Consider the following 19,064-nt stretch of genomic DNA (forward strand, 5'->3'; position numbering starts at 1 on the left):
TGGCCCCAACAGGCACCGGCCGCGCTTTTCCTTGCGGTGAAAGGCAAAGCAGGCCGTGGATCACGGTTCTGCGGTCACCTCGGCGAGCAGCTCCTCGAGGTGCCCGATCAGGCGGCGGGTGTCGACCGGTGAGACGGTGCTCCACAGGTCGCCGGATGGCGACTCCCGCCGCAGCTGGGCGTACCGGCCGTGCGCGGTGTCGAAGAAGCCGATGACCCGATCGGCTCGGACGCGGCGACCGACCCGGTCGCGGGCGGCAGTGCCGAACTGCCCGCGCGCGTCGACCCCGGCGGCCATGCTCATCAGGATCTCGGCGTCGTCCGGGCGGATTCCCCGGCGCTGCAACGCACTTTGCAGCTGCTCGACGTTGTCGCCCGCGTCCGCGGCGGCGCCGTCGAGATCGCCGCTGCGCACCGACACCGAACGGCCGGGGCCAGGCCGGAGCCTCGGCAGCACCGAAACCGCTTCTCGCGGCAGCCCGCTCGCCGCTGCTGGCCGCAGGCCGAAGGTGTCCCCGTCCTTCACGGCCAGCACCGCGTGCTCGGATTCGGCATCGGAGGCCGCGAGCACCCGAACGCTGCGCCGCAACCAGATCCGCCCGTCGACCTCGCGGCCGGGGCGGGCCAGCAGCCGCAGCATCCATTCGAGGTCCGGATCGAGCCCGGTCGGACGGCCGAGTTCGCGGGCGCCCAGCGATCGCCACGCCGATTCCACCAGCTTCGCGCGTTCGCTGTGGGTGCGTCCGGGTGATGGGACCTTGAGTACCAGCGGCATGGTCTCCAATCCGAGGTGCTCGATGAGCACATCGAACTCCAGTGCCGACAGGTGGAGCTGGCGGCTGGTGTCGGTGACCGTCATTGTCCGGGCTCGCCGCCGATCACCGGGCGGGACAACGTCTGCGGCTCGTCGAAGAACCCGCCTTGGCGGCCGACCTTTTCGGTCACCTTCTGGTCCACCGCGTCGTCGCGGTCCTTGCGCGCCCACTTGTCCGAAGAGCGACCGTCACCGCCGCGCGTCGATCCGCCGGCACCCGGCGGCCCCGGTCGCTGCTCGGGGACTCGCGCGGAAAGCGTCGTCGGCGTCGAGGGAACTCGCGCCGCGGGCACCGAAGTGGCGCCCCAGCTGATGGTCACGTTCTGCTGCCTGCCGGAGCCGCCGCTGATCGGGGCGTCGACCACCACCTGCGGCGGCTGGGTGAACGACGCCAGCGACGTGGTGTTGTCCTGCGTCGAAGCCTCGTACGTGCGCATCACGTCGAAGGCCCGCTGTTCGGCGGCATGCTGCTTGGCTTCCTGCAACTCGTAGTCGGTCTGCCCGCCGAAGAGGTGCGTGAGTAGCGTTTCCGAGGTGCTCGGTTCCTCGGTGGTGATCTGCACCGGAGGCGGCATGTCCTGGCGGGCCTTGCTGATGAACTCCGCCTGCTGTTCGGCCCGTTCCCGCATCACGCTGGTGGCCTGCTGAGCCTGGGCCGCCCAGTCGCCCAGCGGGCGCAGCCCGTCGTGGGCGCTGTCCGCCGCGATGCCCTGCCAACCGGCCATCGCCGACGACACGGCAGCGGCCAGCCCGGCGTCGATATCGCTCAGCGCGCGGGTGAGTTCGCCCCACCGCCGGACGCTGTCGATCGAGCCGTCCGGCCCGGGGCCCTCGTTGATCTGCGCGAACAGCTCGGGGTGGCGGTATCCCTGCCAACGGTGATCGCTCATCGGGATCAGCAACCCCCGCCGATGCCCGCAGCGCTGTCGTCATCGATCCGTTCGTACTGCCGGCTGGCGAGCCGCAGCGACTCGGCGGCCGCCTGCAGTTGGTCGCGGTAACCGCACAGCGCGCTCAGCGCGTCGTCGTCGCCGCCGACGGAGCGCCGGTTGAACTCCTCGGCCGCGTCGGCGCTGATCGGATCGCCGGCCCAGGGCCGGATGCGCAGTTCGGTGATGGCGTGCTCGATCTGCAGGCCGACCGCATCCAGCGATTCCTGCAGCGCGTTCACCAGCCTCGGAATGGAGGCGGGCTCGACTTGCACCGAGCCCCCCGACGTTCCGGGCAGGGCTTCGGTCGAGCTGTCGCCCCACGGAGCAGTGAGCGGCACGTTTTCCCCTCCCACAGGTAAGGGCCCAGGTGACGGGTGCGGGCCCTTGTGCCTGAACGCCCGGGCGGTGCAGGGCGGTGTGGCCCTGGCCGGGTGTTCGCGGGCACCCGGCGAATGCCGGGGCCCGAGCGCTCAAGCTACTAAACGTCCGCCGAACACTGTAGTCAGCAATCATCACGCTGGGGAGTGCTCCATACGCGGTCAGTATCACTCTGGTGGTTGCTCAGTGTGAACGACAGAGGTCCGGAGCGGCGTCCAGTGTCACTCCGTGGAGTCAATTACGGCGGAATTGTTGATCCGAGCGGGTCATGACGTCGTGTGCTACTGCGGCTTGGTGGTCCGGGGCGCGGACGGTTTCGTCGAGGACGTTTCCGGTGCGGCCAGGCTCGCCAGGGCGTCTTCGGCGACCCGCTGGGCCCCGGCGCACAGCTGATTGACCGGCGGTGGCGGCTGGCCTCCGTCGTCGCGGTAGAGGACGTCGAGGTGCTGGCCTTCGGCGACGTCCACCGCGACGTTGCAGGACAGGTCCAGTCCCGGCGTCTTGATCACCAGCGCCGGGAAGCCGCCGATCACCACGGGCAAGGCCTCCACCTGCGCGGTGTCGTCGGTCCACACCCCCATGCTCTCGGTGGTGATCAACGCCAACCTGGCGCCCACCTTCGCCGTGGTGTTGCGGTAGCTGCAGGTGGCCGCGTCGCCGAAGCCCACCTCGGAGCCGGGCAGCGGCGCCCGGTCGAAACCGAGCTGGTTGCGCTGGTCGGCGGTGAGCAGCCGGCACGGGTCCACCCCGTCGAGGGCGAGCTCGAAGGGCCGCGGCGGCAGCGCCGGGGGAGCGCTCGTTGTGGGCAGTGGCGGCGGCAGTGGGGCCGCGGTGTCCGATGTTCGCTCCGCCTGCCACAGGCCACACCCGGTGAGGGTGAGTGTGCCGACGGCGAGCAGTGCGCTCAGCCGTCCCGCCCCGGTGATCCGCGAGCTGTGCATGACCTCACCGTAACGAAACGTGGTCGATCGTGACGGTCGGCGTCGATCAGCGACGCCAGGAGAGCCAGAGGACGGCGATCAGCGGGATCAGCAGGATCGGGGCCAATTGCCGGGCGACCACGACCAGGAAGATGACCATGATCGCCGCGCAGATGGCCAGGACGATCTTCCCGGCGGCCGGGGGCATCGCCGTTCGGGCGGCGGGCGTCTGCTGCGGCGGGGAGCTCGGCCACGGCTCGGGCAGGTCCTCGAACAGCGCGTTCAGTTCGGAGCGGAACCGGGCGGTCGCGACCTGCTGGCAGCGCTCGTCGTACTCGTGGACGTCGAGGCGCCCGGCGGAGAAGTGTTCGCCGAGCAGCCGCATCGCGCTCTCCCGCTCGGGATCGCCGATCCGGAGGTCCTTGCCCCGTCGACCGTTTTCCACACCCCCATCCTACGTTCGGCGGACCTCCGATCGGGGACCTCACCACCAGGTTCCGGGGTTCGTGAACCGTCCGCCAACAATGCGAGAATCCGGTGTTCAACGCCGTTGAACACCGGATTCTCGGCGTCGGGTCAGGCCTTGACCAGGTTGCTGGCGTCGTCGAGCAGCGGGGTGCTCGGCTTGGCCAGCACCTCGTCGTCGAGCAGGCCCTCGCTGCGGGCCACCACGACCGGGACGACGAGCTGGCTGGACATTTTGCTTAGACCCTGTACCGGTCACATTGGATCACGCCTCGAAGGGCTAACCCCAGAGGAAATGGAGAGCGCCCGGCCGGTACCAGTTCACTACCGGGCGGGCGCTTCGTTGTGTTCGTCAGCTGGCGAACCGGTCGGGGAGCCTCGCCACCTGATCGGGTTTCTCGCTACGCTCAACATCACCTCTTCGCCGAGATTGAAGCCCCTGGGGTAGCTCCCCAGGGGCGCGGCGACGAGAACAACTCGGCGAAGTAGGTCCCATGGTTGAAGCACTCGGGAAGACACTCCGCGAGATCCGCAAAGCTCGCGGTAAATCCCTCGCAGTGATCGCGGGTTGGCGGGGATCTCGCCCTCGTACCTCTCGCGCCTCGAATCTGGCGAACGTGCGCTTGACCGGCGTTCGTTGATCGTGGCGCTCGCCCACGCGCTGGAAGTCGCGCCAAGCGAGATCACTGGATCAGCACTGCCGATCCCCCGCGAACCCGATGACGACCGAGCATTGACAGAGATCCGGTTGACGCTGCTTGCTGTGAGCCTTGACGAGCCGCGTGGCGCGGTACAGCCGATCGAACACCTGCAGGCACGTGTCCAGAGTGTTCTGGGGGCGCAAAACGACGCTGGCAACGATGTGGTCGGCGCGGCTTTGCCGTCGCTGATTCGAGATCTGCACTCGACGGCGAATGCGCACCGCCACGAGCCGGACGTGCTGCGGTTGCTGACGCTTGCCCACATGCAGGGCACGCAAGCATGGTTGGCGACGGTCGGTGCCCCGATGGATCTGTCATGGCAGGCGGCAACGCTGGCGCGGCAGGCCGCCGAGCGACTTGCCGAGCCGGTTTCGCTGGCTGTGGGTGCGTACGGAACGGCGCTCGGGCTGCTGTCCGCCGGCGCATTCGACCTCGCCTCGCAGACTCTCGACACGGTTGAATTCCCGCTGATCAGCGTTGCGGACATGCAGTTAGCCGGGTCACTTGCCTGGCCTCATCGCTGGTGTCAGCGGCGAGGAAGGATCAAGCGGAACGATTCGCGGCGCTGGAATATGCGGCAGAGTTGGCAGAGCGAACCGGCGAGACGAACATGCTCGGTTTCGGCTTCGGTCCGTCCAATGTGGCCGTGTGGCGAATGCAGGGCGCGTTAGAAGTCGGCGAGCACGCCGAGGCTGCAGCAATCGGCCGAGACGGTCAACCCTGCCGCTCTGACCGTGCGGGCGCGACAGGCGGTCTACTGGCGTGAGCGCGGCCGGGCGCTGGCGCGTCTACCGAAGAAGAACGACGACGCGGTAATGATGCTGCGGCGGGCCGAATGCATCTCGCCTGAGCATGTTCATCGGCACCCGTTCACCCGCTCAACGGTCGCTGAGCTGGTCGTCAAGGCCAAGCGTGATGCTGTTGGCCGCGAGTTGCGCGGCCTGGCTTATCGGGCAGGAATGCACGTGTAGCCCATACGGGTGTTTGCCACGTAGGCAATATCTCGCCCGATTCTCGGGCGATCTTGTTGGCATGCCGCAACCGCTGTTGATCCTCGCCGACGTACTCGTCTGGGCCGTCCTATTCGGCACCGGCTTCTACCTGTGGTGGCGCGTCAGGAAACCGCGAGTGGCTACCCGACCGGCGCGCCGCGCAATCCCGACACCTGGCGTGGTGTCCGGCACCGCGGGGCCGGTGTCGTGGTGACCTCGGATTTCCGGCAGCTCGGGCAGATGACGCGGGGCGCGATCACTGCGCTGGGCCTCGCCGTCGACGACTTGGAGGCGGGCCGGTACGACGCCGCCGACCGTGAGCTCCTGGCCGGCTACTTGGACAATCTCGCCGCGGCACTGCGCGCCGGCGGCAACCACTGTCGGGGACTGGTGATCGATTTGGAACGGGCCGACCGATGATCGCCGCGGTGGTTGCGAGCGGGCTTCTCGGGGTTGGCGTGCTCGCGCTGTGGGCGACGTTCTACTACGCCCCGGCGCGGCACGCCGGTAGCGGCGAGGGTGCGTTGACGGTTGCCTATCTGGTCGCGCGGGTGGAGGCCGAGACGCGCGGACATGGCCGGCATCGGCTCCGCGAGCCGGTCGTAATGCGCGGCGATCTGGCCGATGCGCTCGCCCTCGAGGAAACCCGGCACCTGCCACTAATCGAGTCTGGTTTGCCGGTCGATGACCGGGAAGCGATGGCGCGGCACCCCGGAATGCTGCGGCGGCTGCTTGCCGCCCTGCAACGCCTGTAGGCCCGGTGGGAATGCCGCTGCCGATCCCGACCGGTGTTCTCACCGCAACCACGTGCCTGCGCCGTCGCCTACAGGTCGGCCAGGTACACGGATGGTCAGGCGACGGAAGCCCCCCGACGTCGTCTGACCATCCACCCCAGCTCCCCGGCGCGGAACGGCCGACCGACCCGACATGGCGGCCGTAGCTGGGACGACGAGCGGCAGTGCGCCGCAACCGGCCCCACCGCGCCGGGGGACCTGCCACGCTATCCGGCGCGGCGAACTTCAAGAGGGGGACGGCGTGTCGGCGGTCAGTGATCTCGATCAGGCATTGGCGCAGGTGGTTGATCGGATCACGGCCGCCCTCGGCCTTCTCACCGCCGCACAGGACGCCTGCGATGAAGCCGGTGAAGTCCTGGGGTTCGCGCTGGAAGGCACCGCCGACGCGGCGGCACTGGAAGTCCTCGCGGCGGTGGAGCCGACCAGCGACGAGTTGATCCACGCCTACCAGGCGGCAACCTGCGTGATCGAGCTGATCACCACCTACCGCCGAGGTCTGGAAGTCCAGCAGGCGGTCGACAAAAGCCCGCCCAGCGCCGCACATCCCTCAACCGCGGGCCGGATACCTACAGACGCCTCCCACGACCGACGGTGGGTCGAGCAGGCGCGCAAGCGACTACCCCGCTGGGAAGGCGGACAGACGACAGGCTTCGGCTACGACCGCGACGGCACCGAGTTCCGCATCACCAGCGGCCGGGAGGACATCTCCGAGTGCGTGCGGCTGACGCTGCACAACTCCGACGTGTTTCCGCCGTCCGACAGTCGCGGCGCCCCAGCGGTGTTCACCCACGTCGAGGGCAAAATACGCCGAAATGATGAAGGAATCGGGGCAGACGTACGGTGTCGTAGTCGTCAACAATCGCATGTGCCCCGGTGACCAGAACTGCGAAGCGGCAGTGCGCGCGATCCTGCCCCGTGGTTCGGTGCTCGTGGTGTGGACACCGGGCCGCGATCGACCGATTGAGATCCAGGGAGAGGCCAGACCATGAAAACCGAGGTGCTGCCTGTGGTCACGGGCATCCTTGGCCACGAGTTCCGTTACGCGCAGGCTCCCGACGAAGTACGCAACCTCGTCAATGCGATCGTCACCGAAGCACCCGTGCAGTACTCGCAGGTATATGTGTGGGATCGTCCCTGCCGCCAGTCCGACGACGGCAGAATTCACGAGTTCCCGCGAGGACGCCTGCGCATCACGACCAACCGAACCACCAGGTGGGGCGTGCTCAACTACATGCATCCCGGAGCCCCGGCCGGTGCCCTGGTCGACTCGCTCAACCCGGACGCCACCGAGGAAACTCCGGCCCTGTTGTTCGATCCGGTGGGTGACCTGTGGTTCCCGGCCTCAGCGTCCTTGCCGCTGGAGAGGGTGCGCGAGGCCATCGCCGAGTACTGCCGTACCGGGGCGCGGCCGACGTGCGTGCAGTGGCAACCCGGCGAGTGGTACTGACCCGAAAACGCCGAATGTGCCCCGCACCCGGTGAAGGGTGCAGGGCGCGTTGCTACTCGGTCGGGTACGTGGGTGGCGTGTTGGAGCCGAGCAGAACGCGGGTCGCCCACGGCGGGAGGTGCGGCTCAACCTTGCGGAGCCCGGCATACACGACGGCGAGCACCAGCGGCACCACGATCACGTCCTGCGCGTCACCGAGCGGATCGGTGAGCCAGCCAGGGGCGCCGGCGTTGATCAGCCAGGCGATCAGCGCGGACCAGGCGGCGGGAACAATCGTGCGCAGCCACGCGGTGAACTGGTCGGACATCAGGCAGCGTCCTTCCCGGCGAGGCGCTGCGCCAGTTCGGTGACGATCGCGTCGGCCTGCGCGGTGTTGTCCTCACCGAGCGCGGCACGCACCGACTCGGCCACGACCGGGTCGACAACATCGGCCAGAACCGGGCGCAGCGCAGCGGCGACCTTCGCCGGGTCCGCTTGCCCAGCGGCGGCGATCATCGCCGGGAGCTGGTAGATGAGACCGTTGTTGTCGCGGATCGCGTTGACCGCGCTGACCTTGACCTTGCTGCCGGGGTAGCGGCTGGGCTGCTCGGACAGCAGCGCGTTGTGCAGGTCCACCAGCATCGCGACCATGGTCCACGGGCCGGTGAGCGAGCGTGCCCCAGCCGGACGGCTTGCCGTCCTTCCATCGACCTATCAGCTCGTTGTCGATGCGGCGCGGGATCGCGTCCTGTTCGGGGGTCAAGTCGTCCTCCTGGGAAGCGGCCGCGACATCGCGGCGGAACTGGTTGAGGTCCACGCGGCCGGGGTCGATCTTCCCGGTCACGGAGGTTTCGCGGTGGCCGCGCGCTTGGCAGCCCACGGCTGCCACCCTCACCGCAGCGGACGGATCCACGGTCGAGATCTCGCTCACCGCCACCAGCATTGGATCCTGGCCACTGGTCGAGCACGGGCCGACGCCGCTGTGGTCAATCGTCGAGCGGGCCCATGAGCTCTGGCGCGACCTCGGCAGCCCCAGTTGGTCGCGGCTGGGTCTCACCGTCACTGCGGATACCCAATGGGTGTGGATCGATGAACCACACGGCAAGTATCAATGGAGCCTAACCATCTGACCGCCCCGGAAACGACGAACGCGCCCCGCACCCCGGTGAAGGGTGTGGGGCGCCGGCGGAGAAGTGTTCGTCGAGCAGCCGCATCGCGCTCTCCCGCTCGGGATCGCCGATCCGGAGGTCCTTGCCCCGTCGACCGTTTTCCACACCCCCATCCTACGTTCGGCGGACCTCCGATCGGGGACCTCACCACCAGGTTCCGGGGTTCGTGAACCGTCCGCCAACAATGCGAGAATCCGGTGTTCAACGCCGTTGAACACCGGATTCTCGGCGTCGGGTCAGGCCTTGACCAGGTTGCTGGCGTCGTCGAGCAGCGGGGTGCTCGGCTTGGCCAGCACCTCGTCGTCGAGCAGGCCCTCGCTGCGGGCCACCACGACCGGGACGACGAGCTGGCCCGCGACGTTGGTGGCGGTGCGCGCCATGTCCATGATCGGGTCCACCGCGTAGGCGATGGCGATGCCGGTGGCCACCACCTCGGGCGGGAAGCCCAGCGCGGCGACCGTCAGCGTCAGCATGGTGAACCAGCCGGTGACGCCGGCCGTGGCGATCGAGCCGAACACCGCGACGGCGATGATCGTCAGGTACTGCACCGGGCCGAGCTGGATGCCGAAGAGGTTCGCGATGAACATCGAGCCGACGGCCGGGTAGATCGCGGCGCAGCCGTCCATCTTGGTGGTGCTGGCCAGCGGCACCGCGAAGTTCGCGTAGGACGGCGGCACGCCGAGGTCCTGGGCGGTCTGCCGGCTCAGCGGCAGGCTGGCGCCGGAGGACCGGGACACGAACGCGAACTGCAGCACGTTCCAGGACTTGGCGAAGAACCGGATCGGGCTGACCTTGGCCACGAGCGCCAGCAGCAGCGGGTACACCGCGAACAGCACCAGCGCGCAGGCCACGTAGGTGGAGCCGATCAGCTTCAGCAGCGGCACGAAGAAGTCGTTGCCGTAGCTGGCGACCGCGTTGCCGATCAGGCCGAGGGTGCCCAGCGGAGCGAGCCGGATGATCCAGCCCAGCACGCGCTGGATGACCTCGAAGGCGGCCTTGTTGAAGTCGACGAACGGGGCGGCCTTGTCGCCCAGGCTGTAGGCGGCGGCGCCGATGATCAGCGCGACGAACACCACCTGCAGCGTCTCGCCCTCGGCGAAGGCGCTGATCAGGTTGCTCGGCACCAGGCCGGTGATCAGGTCCAGCCAGGAGCCGCTCGTCTTCTTGCCGATGGATGCGAGCTTGTCCGGGTCGGGCTCGATGACCAGGCCGCGGCCGGGCTGGAACAGCCAGCCGATCACCAGGCCGATCACCACGGCGATCAGCGAAGTGATGGCGAACCACAGGGCCGTCTTGCCGCCGAGTCGCGCCGCGGCCCGACCGCCGCCGACGCCGCGGAGGCTGGTGATGCCCACCACGATCGCCGTGAAGATAAGCGGCAGCACCGTGAAGGTCAGCAGCTTCGTGAACGTGCTGCCGATGGTGTCCAGCGTGGTGACGAGCCATTCCGCATCGGTTCGCTTGGCGATCCAGCCCAGCAGCGCGCCCAGCACCAGCGAGGCGATGACCGCCACGGCGAAGAGCTTGGGGTTGAAACGCAGGCGTGATCTGCCAGCGGTGGTGGACACAGGGATCTCCCGAGGTGGCGGAGGAAGGTTTCGAGGAGGAAGGGGTTTCCAGGCTCGTTCTGCGCAGCGGTGCTGGTCGCGGACTCGTACAGGTGGTACGAGTTGTGCGCGTGGTGGGGAGCGGATTCGCCGCTCGCCGGGGGCAGCCGCTAGCGCGGGGCCGAACGCCCGATCACAGACAGACGGAGCTGGCCTGCCGTCGCAGATCGACGTGCAGGCGAGAAGTCAGGTACAGCCGTCGGAGGGTTCCCATTGCGAATATTTGTAACCGCGCGCGCGGGAAAACCCATCCAGAGGTAACCGAATTGTGTTCGTATTCACTTGGGTGGCGGGAACCGAAGTCACTCGGTGTTCGGTGGGCTCCACAGCGTCACGACGCTGACGCCGACCTCGGCGAGGAGTTTGCGGGTCAGCGGCAGGCTGATCCCGAGCACGCTGGACGGGTCGCCGTCCACGCCTTCGATGAACCAGCCGCCGAAGCCTTCGAGCGTGAAACCGCCTGCCACGTGCAGCGGTTCGCCGGTCTCCAGATAGGCGTCGAGCTCGGCTTCGGTCGGCTCGCCGAACCGCACGGTGGTGCTCAGGTGTCCCTGGGCGCGCGCGCTGATCTCGCCGTCCTGGAGTCGGACGATGGCGTGCCCGGTCAGCAGTTCCCCGCTGCTCCCGGCGTTCTGCGCCCATCGCTTCGCAGCGGCCTCGCGGGTGCCCGGCTTGCCGACGATCTCCCCGTGCGCCATGAGCAGCATCGAGTCGCAGCCGACGATCACCGCGTTCGGTTCGGCTGCGGCTATGTCGGCGACCACGGCTTCTGCCTTCGCTTGAGCGAGCGCGCTGACCAGCTCGGCCGGGCTGGGATCGGGCAAGGCCGCTGCCACTGCGTCCTCGTCGACGCCGGAGACCTGGACCAGCGGCTCGATCCCGGCGGAGCGCAGCACGGAAAGGCGGGCGGACGAAGCGGAAGCAAGCACGAAGCGCACACCGCCGATGCTAGTGCTTGCTGTTGCCGACGCGGCTGCGGTTCCGCCCCGGAGGCGGAGTCCACCGAACGCGAGCGGCGAGCCCGGGTCGAGGTGCCAGCTCACGACCTCTTCTAGTTCCGGGGCGGGTCTTTCGGCGGTTGAGGATGCTCCGGACAGAGACGTCCGGTTCGGTGCGAAATTCCTTAATGTCTTTGCCTGGACCGCAGTATCGCGAGCGGGCCGGTTCAGAACCTCCGGCGCTCTTCCCGCCATCGTCTCGGCTGATCACCGGGCGGTGCCGCGCGTCACCTCACCCCGGCCGCAGGACGGGACCCCGAGCTCCCGCGCACTCGCACCGCCGGGGTCGTGCACGGGTGATCCCCGCACATGGATGGAGGGAGACGACTATGAGTCGGAGAAGAACCACTCGGTGGATCGGAGGGCCCTGGTGCGGCGGGCGCGCTCGCCGCGGTGGCGGTCCCGCCTGGTGCACGCCTAGTGCCGCACCGGCCTCGGACCAGGTGTCCCCGGACCTCCTCGCGGCGATGGGCGCGATTTCGGGCTCACCGCGGAGCAGGCCCAGGACAGGTTGGCGCAGGAGGCCGACGCGATGCGGCTCGGTGCGGCGCAGCGCCAGTTGGCGGGCGACGCGTTCGCCGGTTCCGCCTTCAACGCCGCGCGCGGCGAGCTCGTCGTCGCGGGGACCGACAGCGGCGCGGGGGAGGTCGTGCGCGGTTCCGGCGCCGACGCGGTGCTGATGGCCAACGACGAGCGGGAGCCGGTAGCCGCGAAGTCCACATTGGACGGAATGGAGGCGTCCGCGCCGCGCGCCGTCCCCGGGTGGTACGTGGACGCGGGGGAGAACGCGGTCCTCGTGTCGGTCGACCGCACGCTTGCGGTACCGCAGGCACCTCGGTCTCGGGTACAACCCAGGTCGCGATGGGCACGTTCCAGGGATCGTCGTTCCCCGGCAACGACCACGCGCGGGTTTCGGCCAACTCCAACTGGAACCCGCGGCCTTGGGCGAACATGTACAACGGCTACGCCCGCGTGGTTTCCGGGGCGACGGTGGCACCGGTCGGTTCGTCGATCTGCTGGTTTGGTTCGACTACCGGGTGGTACTGCGGATCGGTGCAGGCGACCAACCAGACCGCGCTACTCCCGGCGCGGTGAACGGGTTGACCCGCACGAACGTCTGCGCCGAGCCGGGTGACTCCGGTGGGTCGTTCATCGGCGGGAACCAGGCTCAGGGCATGACCTCGGGCGGTTCCGGGGACTGCACCTCCGGCGGGACGACGTACTTCCAGCCGGTGCAGGAAGCCCGGAACGCCCACGGCCTCCGACTGGTCACGGGCTGATCCGTTGGGGGCGCGAGTGCGCAGCATCCAGCCAGGTCGCGCGTTCACGACCGCGGCACGTCCCGGTTGAGGTGGGCGTCCGGGCGCGGCGGGAAGCGGTCCGGGGCGGACCGTCGGCTTACCGGCCCCGGCCGCCGCCACGGCGGGCAGTCCGCCGACGACCGGCAAGGTCACCGAGTTCTGCGCCAGGTCCAACCCGATCTGGCCGGGTTGCCGGGGCGAGACGATGAACGCGCTGTCCGTGCCGCCGATGATCAGCGCCAACTGGTGTCCCGCGGGGACGACGTGATCGGTGGTGGCCATGCGGAACGTCATCGTGTACGGCTTGCCCGGTTCGAGCGGCTTCTCCGCCGCCAGCGACTCGTGGTTGGCCAGGTCGGCCCAGCCACGGGCGATGATCTCGAAGTCCACGTCAGCGGTGGTGGCCTCGGTGTCCTTGTAGCAGGCGTGTCGCCCAGACGGCTCTCTCCCCAGCACGATTCCGTTTGCAGCATGCGCCCAGTCGTACTCGTCGAGCGAAGGATCGTCGGTGAAGGACGCGGTCCCGCCGAGTGCCGGCTGCGGGCCGAGCCGTCCTCGCGTGGGTGCAGGGCCGTGGGCTCCGCCTGTTCGCAGGACCAGCCCGGCTCGTCGGCCCAGGTGTCGGGTGCGCGTTCGATGCTGGCGGCCGGTTCCTCGGTGATCCTGTTGTCGACCCCGAGCAACCAGTGGTCGAACCAGCGGTGCAGGATGTCGACCCACTCGGCGCGGCGGAAGTCGAACGGGTCGACGTGCCCGGTCTGGCTCAGCCACAGCTTGCGCGACACGTCCCGCGCGGCCAGCGCGTCCCACCACTGCCCGAACTGGATGGTCTTGGCGTTCAGGTCTCCCAGGCCGTGCACGGCGAACACGCTCGCGGTCACCCGGTCGGCGTTCGGCACGTAGTCCTGCTCGGTCCACAGTGGAGTCACGTCGCCGTTGGCCGGGGCGCCGTCGGTCAGCTCCTGCTTGACCGGGCCGCAATCCGGGCGGCCACCCTCCTCGGCGCTCTGGGCCAGGGCCACCGGGTCGAACCCGAACGACACGTCGTCGGAGCGGTAGTAGTCGTACCGTCGCGGTCGCCGTCCGGCCCGGTCTCCACCCAAACGGTCTCCCGGGCCGATTCGGCGCCGAAGACCGGCTGGCTCCACCCGTCCCGCACCTGCTCCGCGGCGGCGACCGGAGCGGCGCCGAGCAGCACCAGCTCCGCGCACGGCAACGCCCACCAGCGATTTCTCCCCACAGCGCCCACCGCCGAGAAGGTCTCGAAGGTGGAGCCAAATTAGGCCCAAGATCAACGCTGTGCACAGCCGAAAGTGGGCACCGCCCTACCGCCCCTCGGCGGACTCCAGGATCGCCCTGAGCTGGGGCAGGAGTCCGGGAATCGCCAGCGCCTCGGACCAGAGCAGATCAGCCGTGGTCCCCCAGTAGCGATGCCTGAGCCGATCGCGGAGCGCGATCATGTCAGTCCAGGGGATGTGATCGTTCTCCGCCCGGAACGAGACAGGAAGATCACTGCCAGCGTCGCCCATGGTGATCAGGCACTGGGCGAGCGCAGCCTCGACGATCTCGGAATCCAGGTCGGATCGATCCGCCGGTGCGAACTGCAGGATCATCTCGCAGCCGCGCACGATGGCTCGCAGCGGCACGGACGAATCAATCGAACCCAATTCGGCCTCCTCCCAGCGGCGACCATCGTCCCAAGACCGCTGGATCCAGCCGCGGCATAGGCTGGGGTGATGGGTGTTCCGGTTTTGCTGGATGGCGAGCGGTTGCGCGCTCGGTTGGTCGACGGCGGTCCCTTTGCCGCGCTCGACGTGGTGACCACCACCGGGTCGACGAACACCGATCTGGTAGCCGCCGCCGGGCGGGGTGCCTCCGACCGGACCGTGCTGATCGCCGAGGAGCAGCATGCCGGGCGCGGGCGGATGCAGCGGCAGTGGGCGTCGCCGCGCGGGCACGGCTTGTTCCTGAGCGTGTTGCTGCGGCCGAAGGTACCGCAGGCCGCGATTGCCTGGTTGCCGCTGATCGCCGGGGTCGCGTTGGCCGAGACCGTCGACCGCGCGACCGGGGTCCCCGCCACGCTGAAGTGGCCCAACGACTTGCTGCTCGGCGACGGCGGCGAGTGGTCGAAAGGTGCTGGGATCCTGGCCGAGGCGGTGGCCGGTCCGGACGGCATGGCGATCGTGCTCGGCATGGGGATCAACGTGTTCCAGCAGCGCGAGGACCTGCCGCGAGGCGCCGGCGGCCTGCCCGCGACGTCGTTGGCGGCCGAGGGCGCCGAGGTCGATCGCGAGGAGTTCGCGGTGGCGTTGCTCACGTCGTTCGCCGAGGTCGACGACCGGTGGCGGGGCGCGGCCGGGGACGTGGTGGCCAGCGGTCTGCTGGACCGCTACCGGCGGCTGTGCAGCACCCTCGGGCAGCAGGTGCGCGTCGAACTCGGCGCGGATGACCAGCTGCGCGGCGTCGCGACCGACATCGACGAGACCGGTCGGCTCGTCGTCCGCTCCGCCGACGGCGGCACCACCGCGGTGTCCGCGGGAGACGTGGTGCACCTACGACGGGCTTGACCGATGTCCGCGTGATCGGACGAGCCCAGCCGGTAACGTGATCGCCAACCGGCGAAGAGGCTGAGGAGGGACCCGGTGACCTACCCAGACGGCCTGCTCGGCGCGGACGAGCACGTGGTCGTGCACAAGCACCCGCACTGGAAGATGCTGATCGTTCCGGTGCTGGTGCTGTTCCTGGTCGTCGGCGGCGGGTCCTACCTGGCGGCGCTGGCCGCGCCCACCTCCTGGCACCTGCCCGCCTGGATCGGCCTGGGGGGCGTCGGCGCGGTCCTGATCATCTGGTGCACGCTCGCCCCGCTAGTGCGCTGGCGCACCACGCACTTCGTGGTGACCACGCACCGACTGATGGTGCGCGAGGGCGTGTTCACCCGCACCGGTATCGACATCCCGATGTCCCGCATCAACTCCGTGCGGTTCCGGCACGGACTGCTGGACCGCATACTCGGCTGCGGCACCCTGGTCGTCGAATCCGCATCGGACGAGCCGCTGGAGTTCGACGACATCCCGCAGGTGGAGCGGGTGCACACCTTGCTGTATCGCGAGGTCAACGACGACCCGCGGGACGACTGGGACTACCGCGCCAGGGAGGACGACTGATGGGGCCGCGCGAACTTGGGCTGCCGATGCAGGTGGCCTCGCCGGAGCCGGGCGAGCTCCCGACCGAGGTGACGATCTGGGAGGTCGGGGCCCGCGACGGGCTGCAGAACGAGAAGGAAGTCGTCCCGGTCGAGGTCAAGCTGGAGTTCCTGCAGCGGATGGCCGACGCCGGGCTGGGCGTGCTGGAGGCCACCAGCTTCGTCCGCCCGGAGTGGGTGCCGCAGCTGGCGGACGCCGCCGAGCTACTGGCGGGGCTGCAGCGGGCGCCGGGGGTGCGCTACCCCGTGCTGGTGCCGAACGCGCGGGGCCTGGACCGGGCGCTGGAATCGGGTGTTCGCGACATCGCGATCTTCGCCGCGGCGACCGAGACGTTCACCCAGCGCAACCTTAACCGCAGCCTGGACGAGCAGTTCGCGATGTTCGACCCGGTAGTGCAGCGCGCGGTCGGCGAAGGGCTGGCCGTGCGCGGCTACGTTTCGATGTGCTTCGGCGACCCGTGGGAGGGCGCCGTGCCGGTCGAGCAGGTCGTGTCGGTGGGCAAGCGGCTGCTGGAGATGGGTTGCCGGCAGCTGTCGCTCGGCGACACCATCGGAGTGGCGACTCCCGGGCACGTCGAGGCCCTGGTTCGCGCGTTCGTCGCGGCCGGGGTCAGGGTGGACCGGCTGGCGGTGCACTTCCACGACACCTACGGGCAGGCGCTCGCCAACACCTACGCGGCGCTCCGACTCGGCGTGTCCACAGTGGACTCTTCGGCGGGTGGGCTCGGCGGCTGCCCGTACGCGAAGTCGGCCACCGGCAACCTGGCCACCGAGGACCTGGTGTGGATGCTCGACGGGCTGGGCCTCAAGCACGGCGTCGACCTCGGGAAGCTCGTGGAGACCAGCGTGTGGATGGCCGAGCGGCTCGGCCGACCTAGCCCGTCCCGCGTGGTCAAGGCCCTGGGAGCCGAGGCTTCGGGTTCGTGAGCGCGCCGACCGCGGCGCTGCACACGCTGCACGGTCGGCCGCTGCTGGCCTGGCGCTGCGCCCGGCAGTGGCTGGCGATCTCGTCGGCCACCCACGGCGGCGGGATCGGCCCGCGGTCGTGGGTGCTGAACGCCACGGTGGTGACCGCCTACGATCATCCCGATCCGGCGGCCCACGTCGCCGAAATGGCCGATGAGCTCGGGTTGTCCGGCGGCGGCGTCGGGTTGCTCACCGCGGTCGACGTGCGCCACGAGGTGACCTCGGTCGACGGCGGTGTGCAGGCGAGCGTGACAACCGGCGTCAGCCACCCCATCTGGGCCGCGGCGCGCGAACCGGCGGCGCAGGCCTGGACGCCGGGCACGATCAACGCGGTGTGCTGGTCCCCGGTGCGGCTCAGCGAGGCGGCGCTGGTGAACGCGGTCGCGACGGTCGCCGAGGCCAAGGCGCAAGCCCTGGTGGAGTCGGGTGTCGCGGGCACCGGCACGGTCACGGACGCGACGGTGGTCCTCTGCCCGCTGGACGGCGAAGCCGAGCCCTACGGCGGCCCGCGCTCCCGCGTCGGCGCCGGGCTGGCGCGCGCGGTGCACGCGGCGGTCACCGCAGGCCTGCGTGTCCAGCACCCGCGCCACCGCGAAGATCCGGACCGGTAACCACCCGGGAGTACCTGCGGGCGCTATAGAACGTGTGCGAGAACTCGTTGTGCCGCGGCGGTGCGCCTGGCGTCACTGGTGTGGAGCGAACGGCCTGTTCACGTCGGTAGGTGGCGTGAATGGTCCGTTCGCTCCACACACATCACGGGCTTTGCCCTGGATAGTTCGGGGTCCCCCGGGCCCGCGAGGGCGTGTTAAGAGCCTCGGCACTTCAGGGACACGACAGCCTCGATAGCGCTCTAAAGCGCTCGCGGCTCATGCACAGCTGAAACGCTCAGGGCTGCTCTCGGGTGCTGAACAGCGCGACGAAGGTGAAGCGCATGACTCGTTCTTCGCCGCGATCTGCCGTTCCGGTGATCTCCACCAGCCCGAGGTTCGGCTTGCTCTGCGACCGACGCTGGCTGTTGACCTCCATCTTCAGCTGCAGCACGTCGCCCGGGAACACCGGCGCGAGCCAGGCCAGCTCGTTGCCGCCGGGGGAGCCTTGCGAAGTCGAGTCGGCCACCACGTGGTCGACGTAGCCGCGCATCCACAGCGACGCCGTGAACCAGCCGGAGGCGCAAAGCCCGCCGAGCACCGAGTTCCGGCCCGCCTCCTCGTCGAGGTGGAACGGCTGCGGGTCGAAGCGCTCGGCGAACGCCAGCATCTCCGCCCGGTCGACCTCCACGTCGCCTAGGTCGAAAACCCGCCCCGGCGTGAGGTCTTCGTACGCGATCATGCCCATCGTCTCATCGTCGCAGCGGTTTTCCCGGTCCGCGCTGAGAGGGTGTTCACAGGCTGTGATCGGTGATTCCGGGGCGGATCGGACAATCCGGTTCTGCTGGTCGGCCGGGCGAAAAATCCCCCGACCGGCATGGAACCATCAGCGCAGCGGCGTGCGTCCAAGTCGCGACGTGCAGTCTGCGGTCACCGGCCGCGGACGACCGCTTTGCCGTTGCCGACCGGGACGCCGGGCGCCGCGCGCCCGTGACGGAGCCACCAGCGAACAGGGAGGGGAGCGGCCGTGTCGACCGACCACCGTGCCCAGGTAGCGGAGCTGATGGCGGACTACCGGCGCAGTCGGGAACGGCTCGCCGAGACGCACCACGACTTGTCCTCGATCGCCGAGACCGCTCGCTCCAAGGACGGCAGCGTGCTGGTCGTGGTCGGGCCGCAGGGCGTGCTGCGCGAGGTGGTCCTCTCCGGCGACGTCTACGAGCGGCAGCGCCCGGCGCAGCTCGCCGCGACCATCGTGCAGCTGACAGCAGCGGCGGCGCAGGCGGCGTCCCGCCGGGCGGCCGACGTGCTCGCCGAGGTGCTGCCTGCAGGGACTGATCCGGAGCTACTGCTGGGCGGACACGCCGACGGCGCGTCGGATTCGGCGCCGCGCAACGAATCGCGGCGCATCGACGACAATGACGATGACGAAGACTTCTCGGATGCGAGCTGGTTGCGGCAGGGCCCGGCGGAACGGAAGTGGTGACGATGAGCGGCTTCCGAAGTGATCTCGGGCAGCTGACCAAGCATGCCGGGGAGTTCGGCGGCCTCGCCGGGCAGGCGCAGCGGATTGCCGACACCCTCCGCGAGGCGCTCGACGTCGCCGGTGACTGCTGGGGCGGCGACGAAATCGGCGCGAGCTTCGCCCGCACCCATTGCGGGCGCGCCGACCAGGCGCTGGACGACCTCGGTGCGATGTCCGGGCGGCTGCGCGACATGGGCGAGAAGTTCGCCGCGACCGTCGCCACGTCCGGGCAGGCCGACGCCGGCAACGCCGACGTGCTCGGCCGACTAGCCGGGCGGGGGTGACCGG

Annotated in this window: 30 protein-coding genes and 1 pseudogene; 15 read left to right on the forward strand and 16 right to left on the reverse strand. The window is 69.5% G+C overall.

Annotated elements, in window-relative coordinates; translation table 11 throughout:
- Positions 1–60: 60 nt before the first annotated feature.
- The 6 genes from DL519_RS35150 to DL519_RS49135 all read right to left on the reverse strand — a co-directional run bounded on the left by DL519_RS35150 (position 61) and on the right by DL519_RS49135 (position 3,742).
- Positions 61–858: an ESX secretion-associated protein EspG gene (locus DL519_RS35150; protein WP_190821237.1), complete on the reverse strand. Its 798-nt coding sequence runs from the start codon at positions 856–858 to the stop codon at positions 61–63.
- Positions 855–1,703 (reverse strand): PPE domain-containing protein, encoded by an 849-nt coding sequence (locus DL519_RS35155; RefSeq protein ID WP_190821239.1) that lies wholly within the window; start codon positions 1,701–1,703, stop codon positions 855–857. Before DL519_RS35155 ends, DL519_RS35150 begins: the two co-directional genes overlap by 4 nt.
- Before the next feature lie 5 nt (positions 1,704–1,708).
- Entirely contained in the window at positions 1,709–2,083 is a 375-nt protein-coding gene (locus tag DL519_RS35160; protein ID WP_190821241.1) for a hypothetical protein, read from the reverse strand.
- Between the two features lie 321 nt (positions 2,084–2,404).
- Entirely contained in the window at positions 2,405–3,064 is a 660-nt protein-coding gene (locus DL519_RS35165) for a DUF3558 domain-containing protein (RefSeq protein ID WP_190821243.1), read from the reverse strand.
- 46 nt (positions 3,065–3,110) lie between these two features.
- Positions 3,111–3,488, reverse strand: a complete 378-nt coding sequence (locus DL519_RS35170) for a DUF1707 SHOCT-like domain-containing protein (protein ID WP_223839932.1) — start codon at positions 3,486–3,488, stop codon at positions 3,111–3,113.
- Positions 3,489–3,619: 131 nt separating this feature from the next.
- On the reverse strand, positions 3,620–3,742 hold the full coding sequence (locus DL519_RS49135) for a hypothetical protein (RefSeq protein ID WP_263399748.1): 123 nt from the start codon (positions 3,740–3,742) through the stop codon (positions 3,620–3,622).
- A gap of 334 nt (positions 3,743–4,076) precedes the next feature.
- On the opposite strand from DL519_RS49135, the gene DL519_RS35175 reads away from it, so the two are divergent.
- From DL519_RS35175 to DL519_RS35195, 7 genes are all read left to right on the forward strand, one after another.
- Entirely contained in the window at positions 4,077–4,880 is an 804-nt protein-coding gene (locus DL519_RS35175; RefSeq protein WP_223839933.1) for a helix-turn-helix domain-containing protein, read from the forward strand.
- 63 nt (positions 4,881–4,943) lie between these two features.
- Positions 4,944–5,180 (forward strand): hypothetical protein, encoded by a 237-nt coding sequence (locus tag DL519_RS47635; protein WP_223839934.1) that lies wholly within the window; start codon positions 4,944–4,946, stop codon positions 5,178–5,180.
- Between the two features lie 135 nt (positions 5,181–5,315).
- Positions 5,316–5,621, forward strand: a complete 306-nt coding sequence (locus tag DL519_RS35180) for a hypothetical protein (protein ID WP_190821245.1) — start codon at positions 5,316–5,318, stop codon at positions 5,619–5,621.
- Positions 5,618–5,956, forward strand: coding sequence for a hypothetical protein (locus DL519_RS35185; RefSeq protein ID WP_190821247.1), 339 nt, complete (start codon positions 5,618–5,620; stop codon positions 5,954–5,956). Before DL519_RS35180 ends, DL519_RS35185 begins: the two co-directional genes overlap by 4 nt.
- A 280-nt stretch (positions 5,957–6,236) precedes the next feature.
- Positions 6,237–6,872 carry a hypothetical protein gene (locus tag DL519_RS35190; RefSeq protein WP_223839935.1) on the forward strand — a complete coding sequence of 212 codons (636 nt, stop codon included), beginning with the start codon at positions 6,237–6,239 and terminating at the stop codon, positions 6,870–6,872.
- Complete coding sequence (locus tag DL519_RS50505) at positions 6,811–6,984, forward strand: DddA-like double-stranded DNA deaminase toxin (protein ID WP_397545086.1); 174 nt, start codon at positions 6,811–6,813, stop codon at positions 6,982–6,984. Before DL519_RS35190 ends, DL519_RS50505 begins: the two co-directional genes overlap by 62 nt.
- Positions 6,981–7,442 carry an Imm1 family immunity protein gene (locus DL519_RS35195; protein ID WP_190821248.1) on the forward strand — a complete coding sequence of 154 codons (462 nt, stop codon included), beginning with the start codon at positions 6,981–6,983 and terminating at the stop codon, positions 7,440–7,442. Before DL519_RS50505 ends, DL519_RS35195 begins: the two co-directional genes overlap by 4 nt.
- A gap of 52 nt (positions 7,443–7,494) precedes the next feature.
- Here DL519_RS35195 and DL519_RS35200 read toward each other — a convergent pair whose 3' ends face one another.
- From DL519_RS35200 to DL519_RS47645, 6 genes are all read right to left on the reverse strand, one after another.
- On the reverse strand, positions 7,495–7,749 hold the full coding sequence (locus DL519_RS35200) for a hypothetical protein (RefSeq protein ID WP_190821250.1): 255 nt from the start codon (positions 7,747–7,749) through the stop codon (positions 7,495–7,497).
- A complete protein-coding gene (locus DL519_RS35205; protein WP_190821252.1) occupies positions 7,749–8,072 on the reverse strand; it encodes a hypothetical protein in 324 nt (107 codons plus the stop codon). Before DL519_RS35205 ends, DL519_RS35200 begins: the two co-directional genes overlap by 1 nt.
- Positions 8,073–8,826: 754 nt before the next feature.
- Positions 8,827–10,158, reverse strand: a complete 1,332-nt coding sequence (locus DL519_RS35210; RefSeq protein WP_223839937.1) for a dicarboxylate/amino acid:cation symporter — start codon at positions 10,156–10,158, stop codon at positions 8,827–8,829.
- A gap of 172 nt (positions 10,159–10,330) precedes the next feature.
- Complete coding sequence (locus DL519_RS50510) at positions 10,331–10,411, reverse strand: putative leader peptide (protein ID WP_350942021.1); 81 nt, start codon at positions 10,409–10,411, stop codon at positions 10,331–10,333.
- A gap of 88 nt (positions 10,412–10,499) precedes the next feature.
- Entirely contained in the window at positions 10,500–11,135 is a 636-nt protein-coding gene (locus tag DL519_RS35215; RefSeq protein ID WP_190824406.1) for a Maf family protein, read from the reverse strand.
- A 477-nt stretch (positions 11,136–11,612) separates the two neighbouring features.
- On the reverse strand, positions 11,613–12,008 hold the full coding sequence (locus tag DL519_RS47645) for a hypothetical protein (RefSeq protein WP_223840485.1): 396 nt from the start codon (positions 12,006–12,008) through the stop codon (positions 11,613–11,615).
- Between DL519_RS47645 and DL519_RS47650 the strand changes: the two genes are divergently transcribed.
- Positions 11,926–12,330 carry an alpha-lytic protease prodomain-containing protein gene (locus tag DL519_RS47650; RefSeq protein ID WP_263399837.1) on the forward strand — a complete coding sequence of 135 codons (405 nt, stop codon included), beginning with the start codon at positions 11,926–11,928 and terminating at the stop codon, positions 12,328–12,330. The genes DL519_RS47645 and DL519_RS47650 overlap by 83 nt on opposite strands.
- Entirely contained in the window at positions 12,287–12,475 is a 189-nt protein-coding gene (locus tag DL519_RS47655) for a trypsin-like serine protease (protein ID WP_223839938.1), read from the forward strand. Before DL519_RS47650 ends, DL519_RS47655 begins: the two co-directional genes overlap by 44 nt.
- 240 nt (positions 12,476–12,715) lie before the next feature.
- On the opposite strand, the pseudogene DL519_RS49140 reads toward DL519_RS47655, so the two are convergent.
- The 3 genes and pseudogenes from DL519_RS49140 to DL519_RS35230 form a co-directional block, all read right to left on the reverse strand.
- Positions 12,716–12,850 (reverse strand): annotated as a pseudogene (locus DL519_RS49140) (CocE/NonD family hydrolase C-terminal non-catalytic domain-containing protein); the annotation flags it as partial.
- Positions 12,787–13,599, reverse strand: a complete 813-nt coding sequence (locus DL519_RS47665; RefSeq protein ID WP_223839939.1) for a CocE/NonD family hydrolase — start codon at positions 13,597–13,599, stop codon at positions 12,787–12,789. The pseudogene DL519_RS49140 and the gene DL519_RS47665, both read right to left, overlap by 64 nt.
- 222 nt (positions 13,600–13,821) lie before the next feature.
- Complete coding sequence (locus tag DL519_RS35230) at positions 13,822–14,163, reverse strand: HepT-like ribonuclease domain-containing protein (RefSeq protein ID WP_190821254.1); 342 nt, start codon at positions 14,161–14,163, stop codon at positions 13,822–13,824.
- A 69-nt stretch (positions 14,164–14,232) separates the two neighbouring features.
- On the opposite strand from DL519_RS35230, the gene DL519_RS35235 reads away from it, so the two are divergent.
- From DL519_RS35235 to DL519_RS35250, 4 genes are all read left to right on the forward strand, one after another.
- A complete protein-coding gene (locus tag DL519_RS35235) occupies positions 14,233–15,063 on the forward strand; it encodes a biotin--[acetyl-CoA-carboxylase] ligase (RefSeq protein ID WP_190821256.1) in 831 nt (276 codons plus the stop codon).
- 75 nt (positions 15,064–15,138) lie between these two features.
- A complete protein-coding gene (locus tag DL519_RS35240) occupies positions 15,139–15,660 on the forward strand; it encodes a PH domain-containing protein (RefSeq protein WP_190821258.1) in 522 nt (173 codons plus the stop codon).
- Positions 15,660–16,625 carry a hydroxymethylglutaryl-CoA lyase gene (locus DL519_RS35245; RefSeq protein ID WP_190821260.1) on the forward strand — a complete coding sequence of 322 codons (966 nt, stop codon included), beginning with the start codon at positions 15,660–15,662 and terminating at the stop codon, positions 16,623–16,625. Before DL519_RS35240 ends, DL519_RS35245 begins: the two co-directional genes overlap by 1 nt.
- Positions 16,622–17,275, forward strand: coding sequence for an adenosylcobinamide amidohydrolase (locus DL519_RS35250; RefSeq protein WP_190821263.1), 654 nt, complete (start codon positions 16,622–16,624; stop codon positions 17,273–17,275). The genes DL519_RS35245 and DL519_RS35250 overlap by 4 nt, the downstream gene beginning before the upstream one ends.
- Before the next feature lie 274 nt (positions 17,276–17,549).
- On the opposite strand, the gene DL519_RS35255 is transcribed toward DL519_RS35250, so the two are convergent.
- Positions 17,550–17,999 carry a MaoC family dehydratase gene (locus tag DL519_RS35255; RefSeq protein WP_190821265.1) on the reverse strand — a complete coding sequence of 150 codons (450 nt, stop codon included), beginning with the start codon at positions 17,997–17,999 and terminating at the stop codon, positions 17,550–17,552.
- Between the two features lie 279 nt (positions 18,000–18,278).
- Here DL519_RS35255 and DL519_RS35260 point away from each other — a divergent pair, with 279 nt between their 5' ends.
- Both DL519_RS35260 and DL519_RS35265 read left to right on the forward strand, forming a co-directional pair.
- Complete coding sequence (locus tag DL519_RS35260) at positions 18,279–18,737, forward strand: YbaB/EbfC family nucleoid-associated protein (protein ID WP_190821266.1); 459 nt, start codon at positions 18,279–18,281, stop codon at positions 18,735–18,737.
- Between the two features lie 2 nt (positions 18,738–18,739).
- Entirely contained in the window at positions 18,740–19,060 is a 321-nt protein-coding gene (locus DL519_RS35265) for a WXG100 family type VII secretion target (protein WP_223839940.1), read from the forward strand.
- The last annotated feature ends 4 nt before the right edge of the window (positions 19,061–19,064 follow it).

The organism is Saccharopolyspora pogona, from assembly GCF_014697215.1.
Classification (GTDB): Bacteria; Actinomycetota; Actinomycetes; order Mycobacteriales; family Pseudonocardiaceae; genus Saccharopolyspora; species Saccharopolyspora hattusasensis.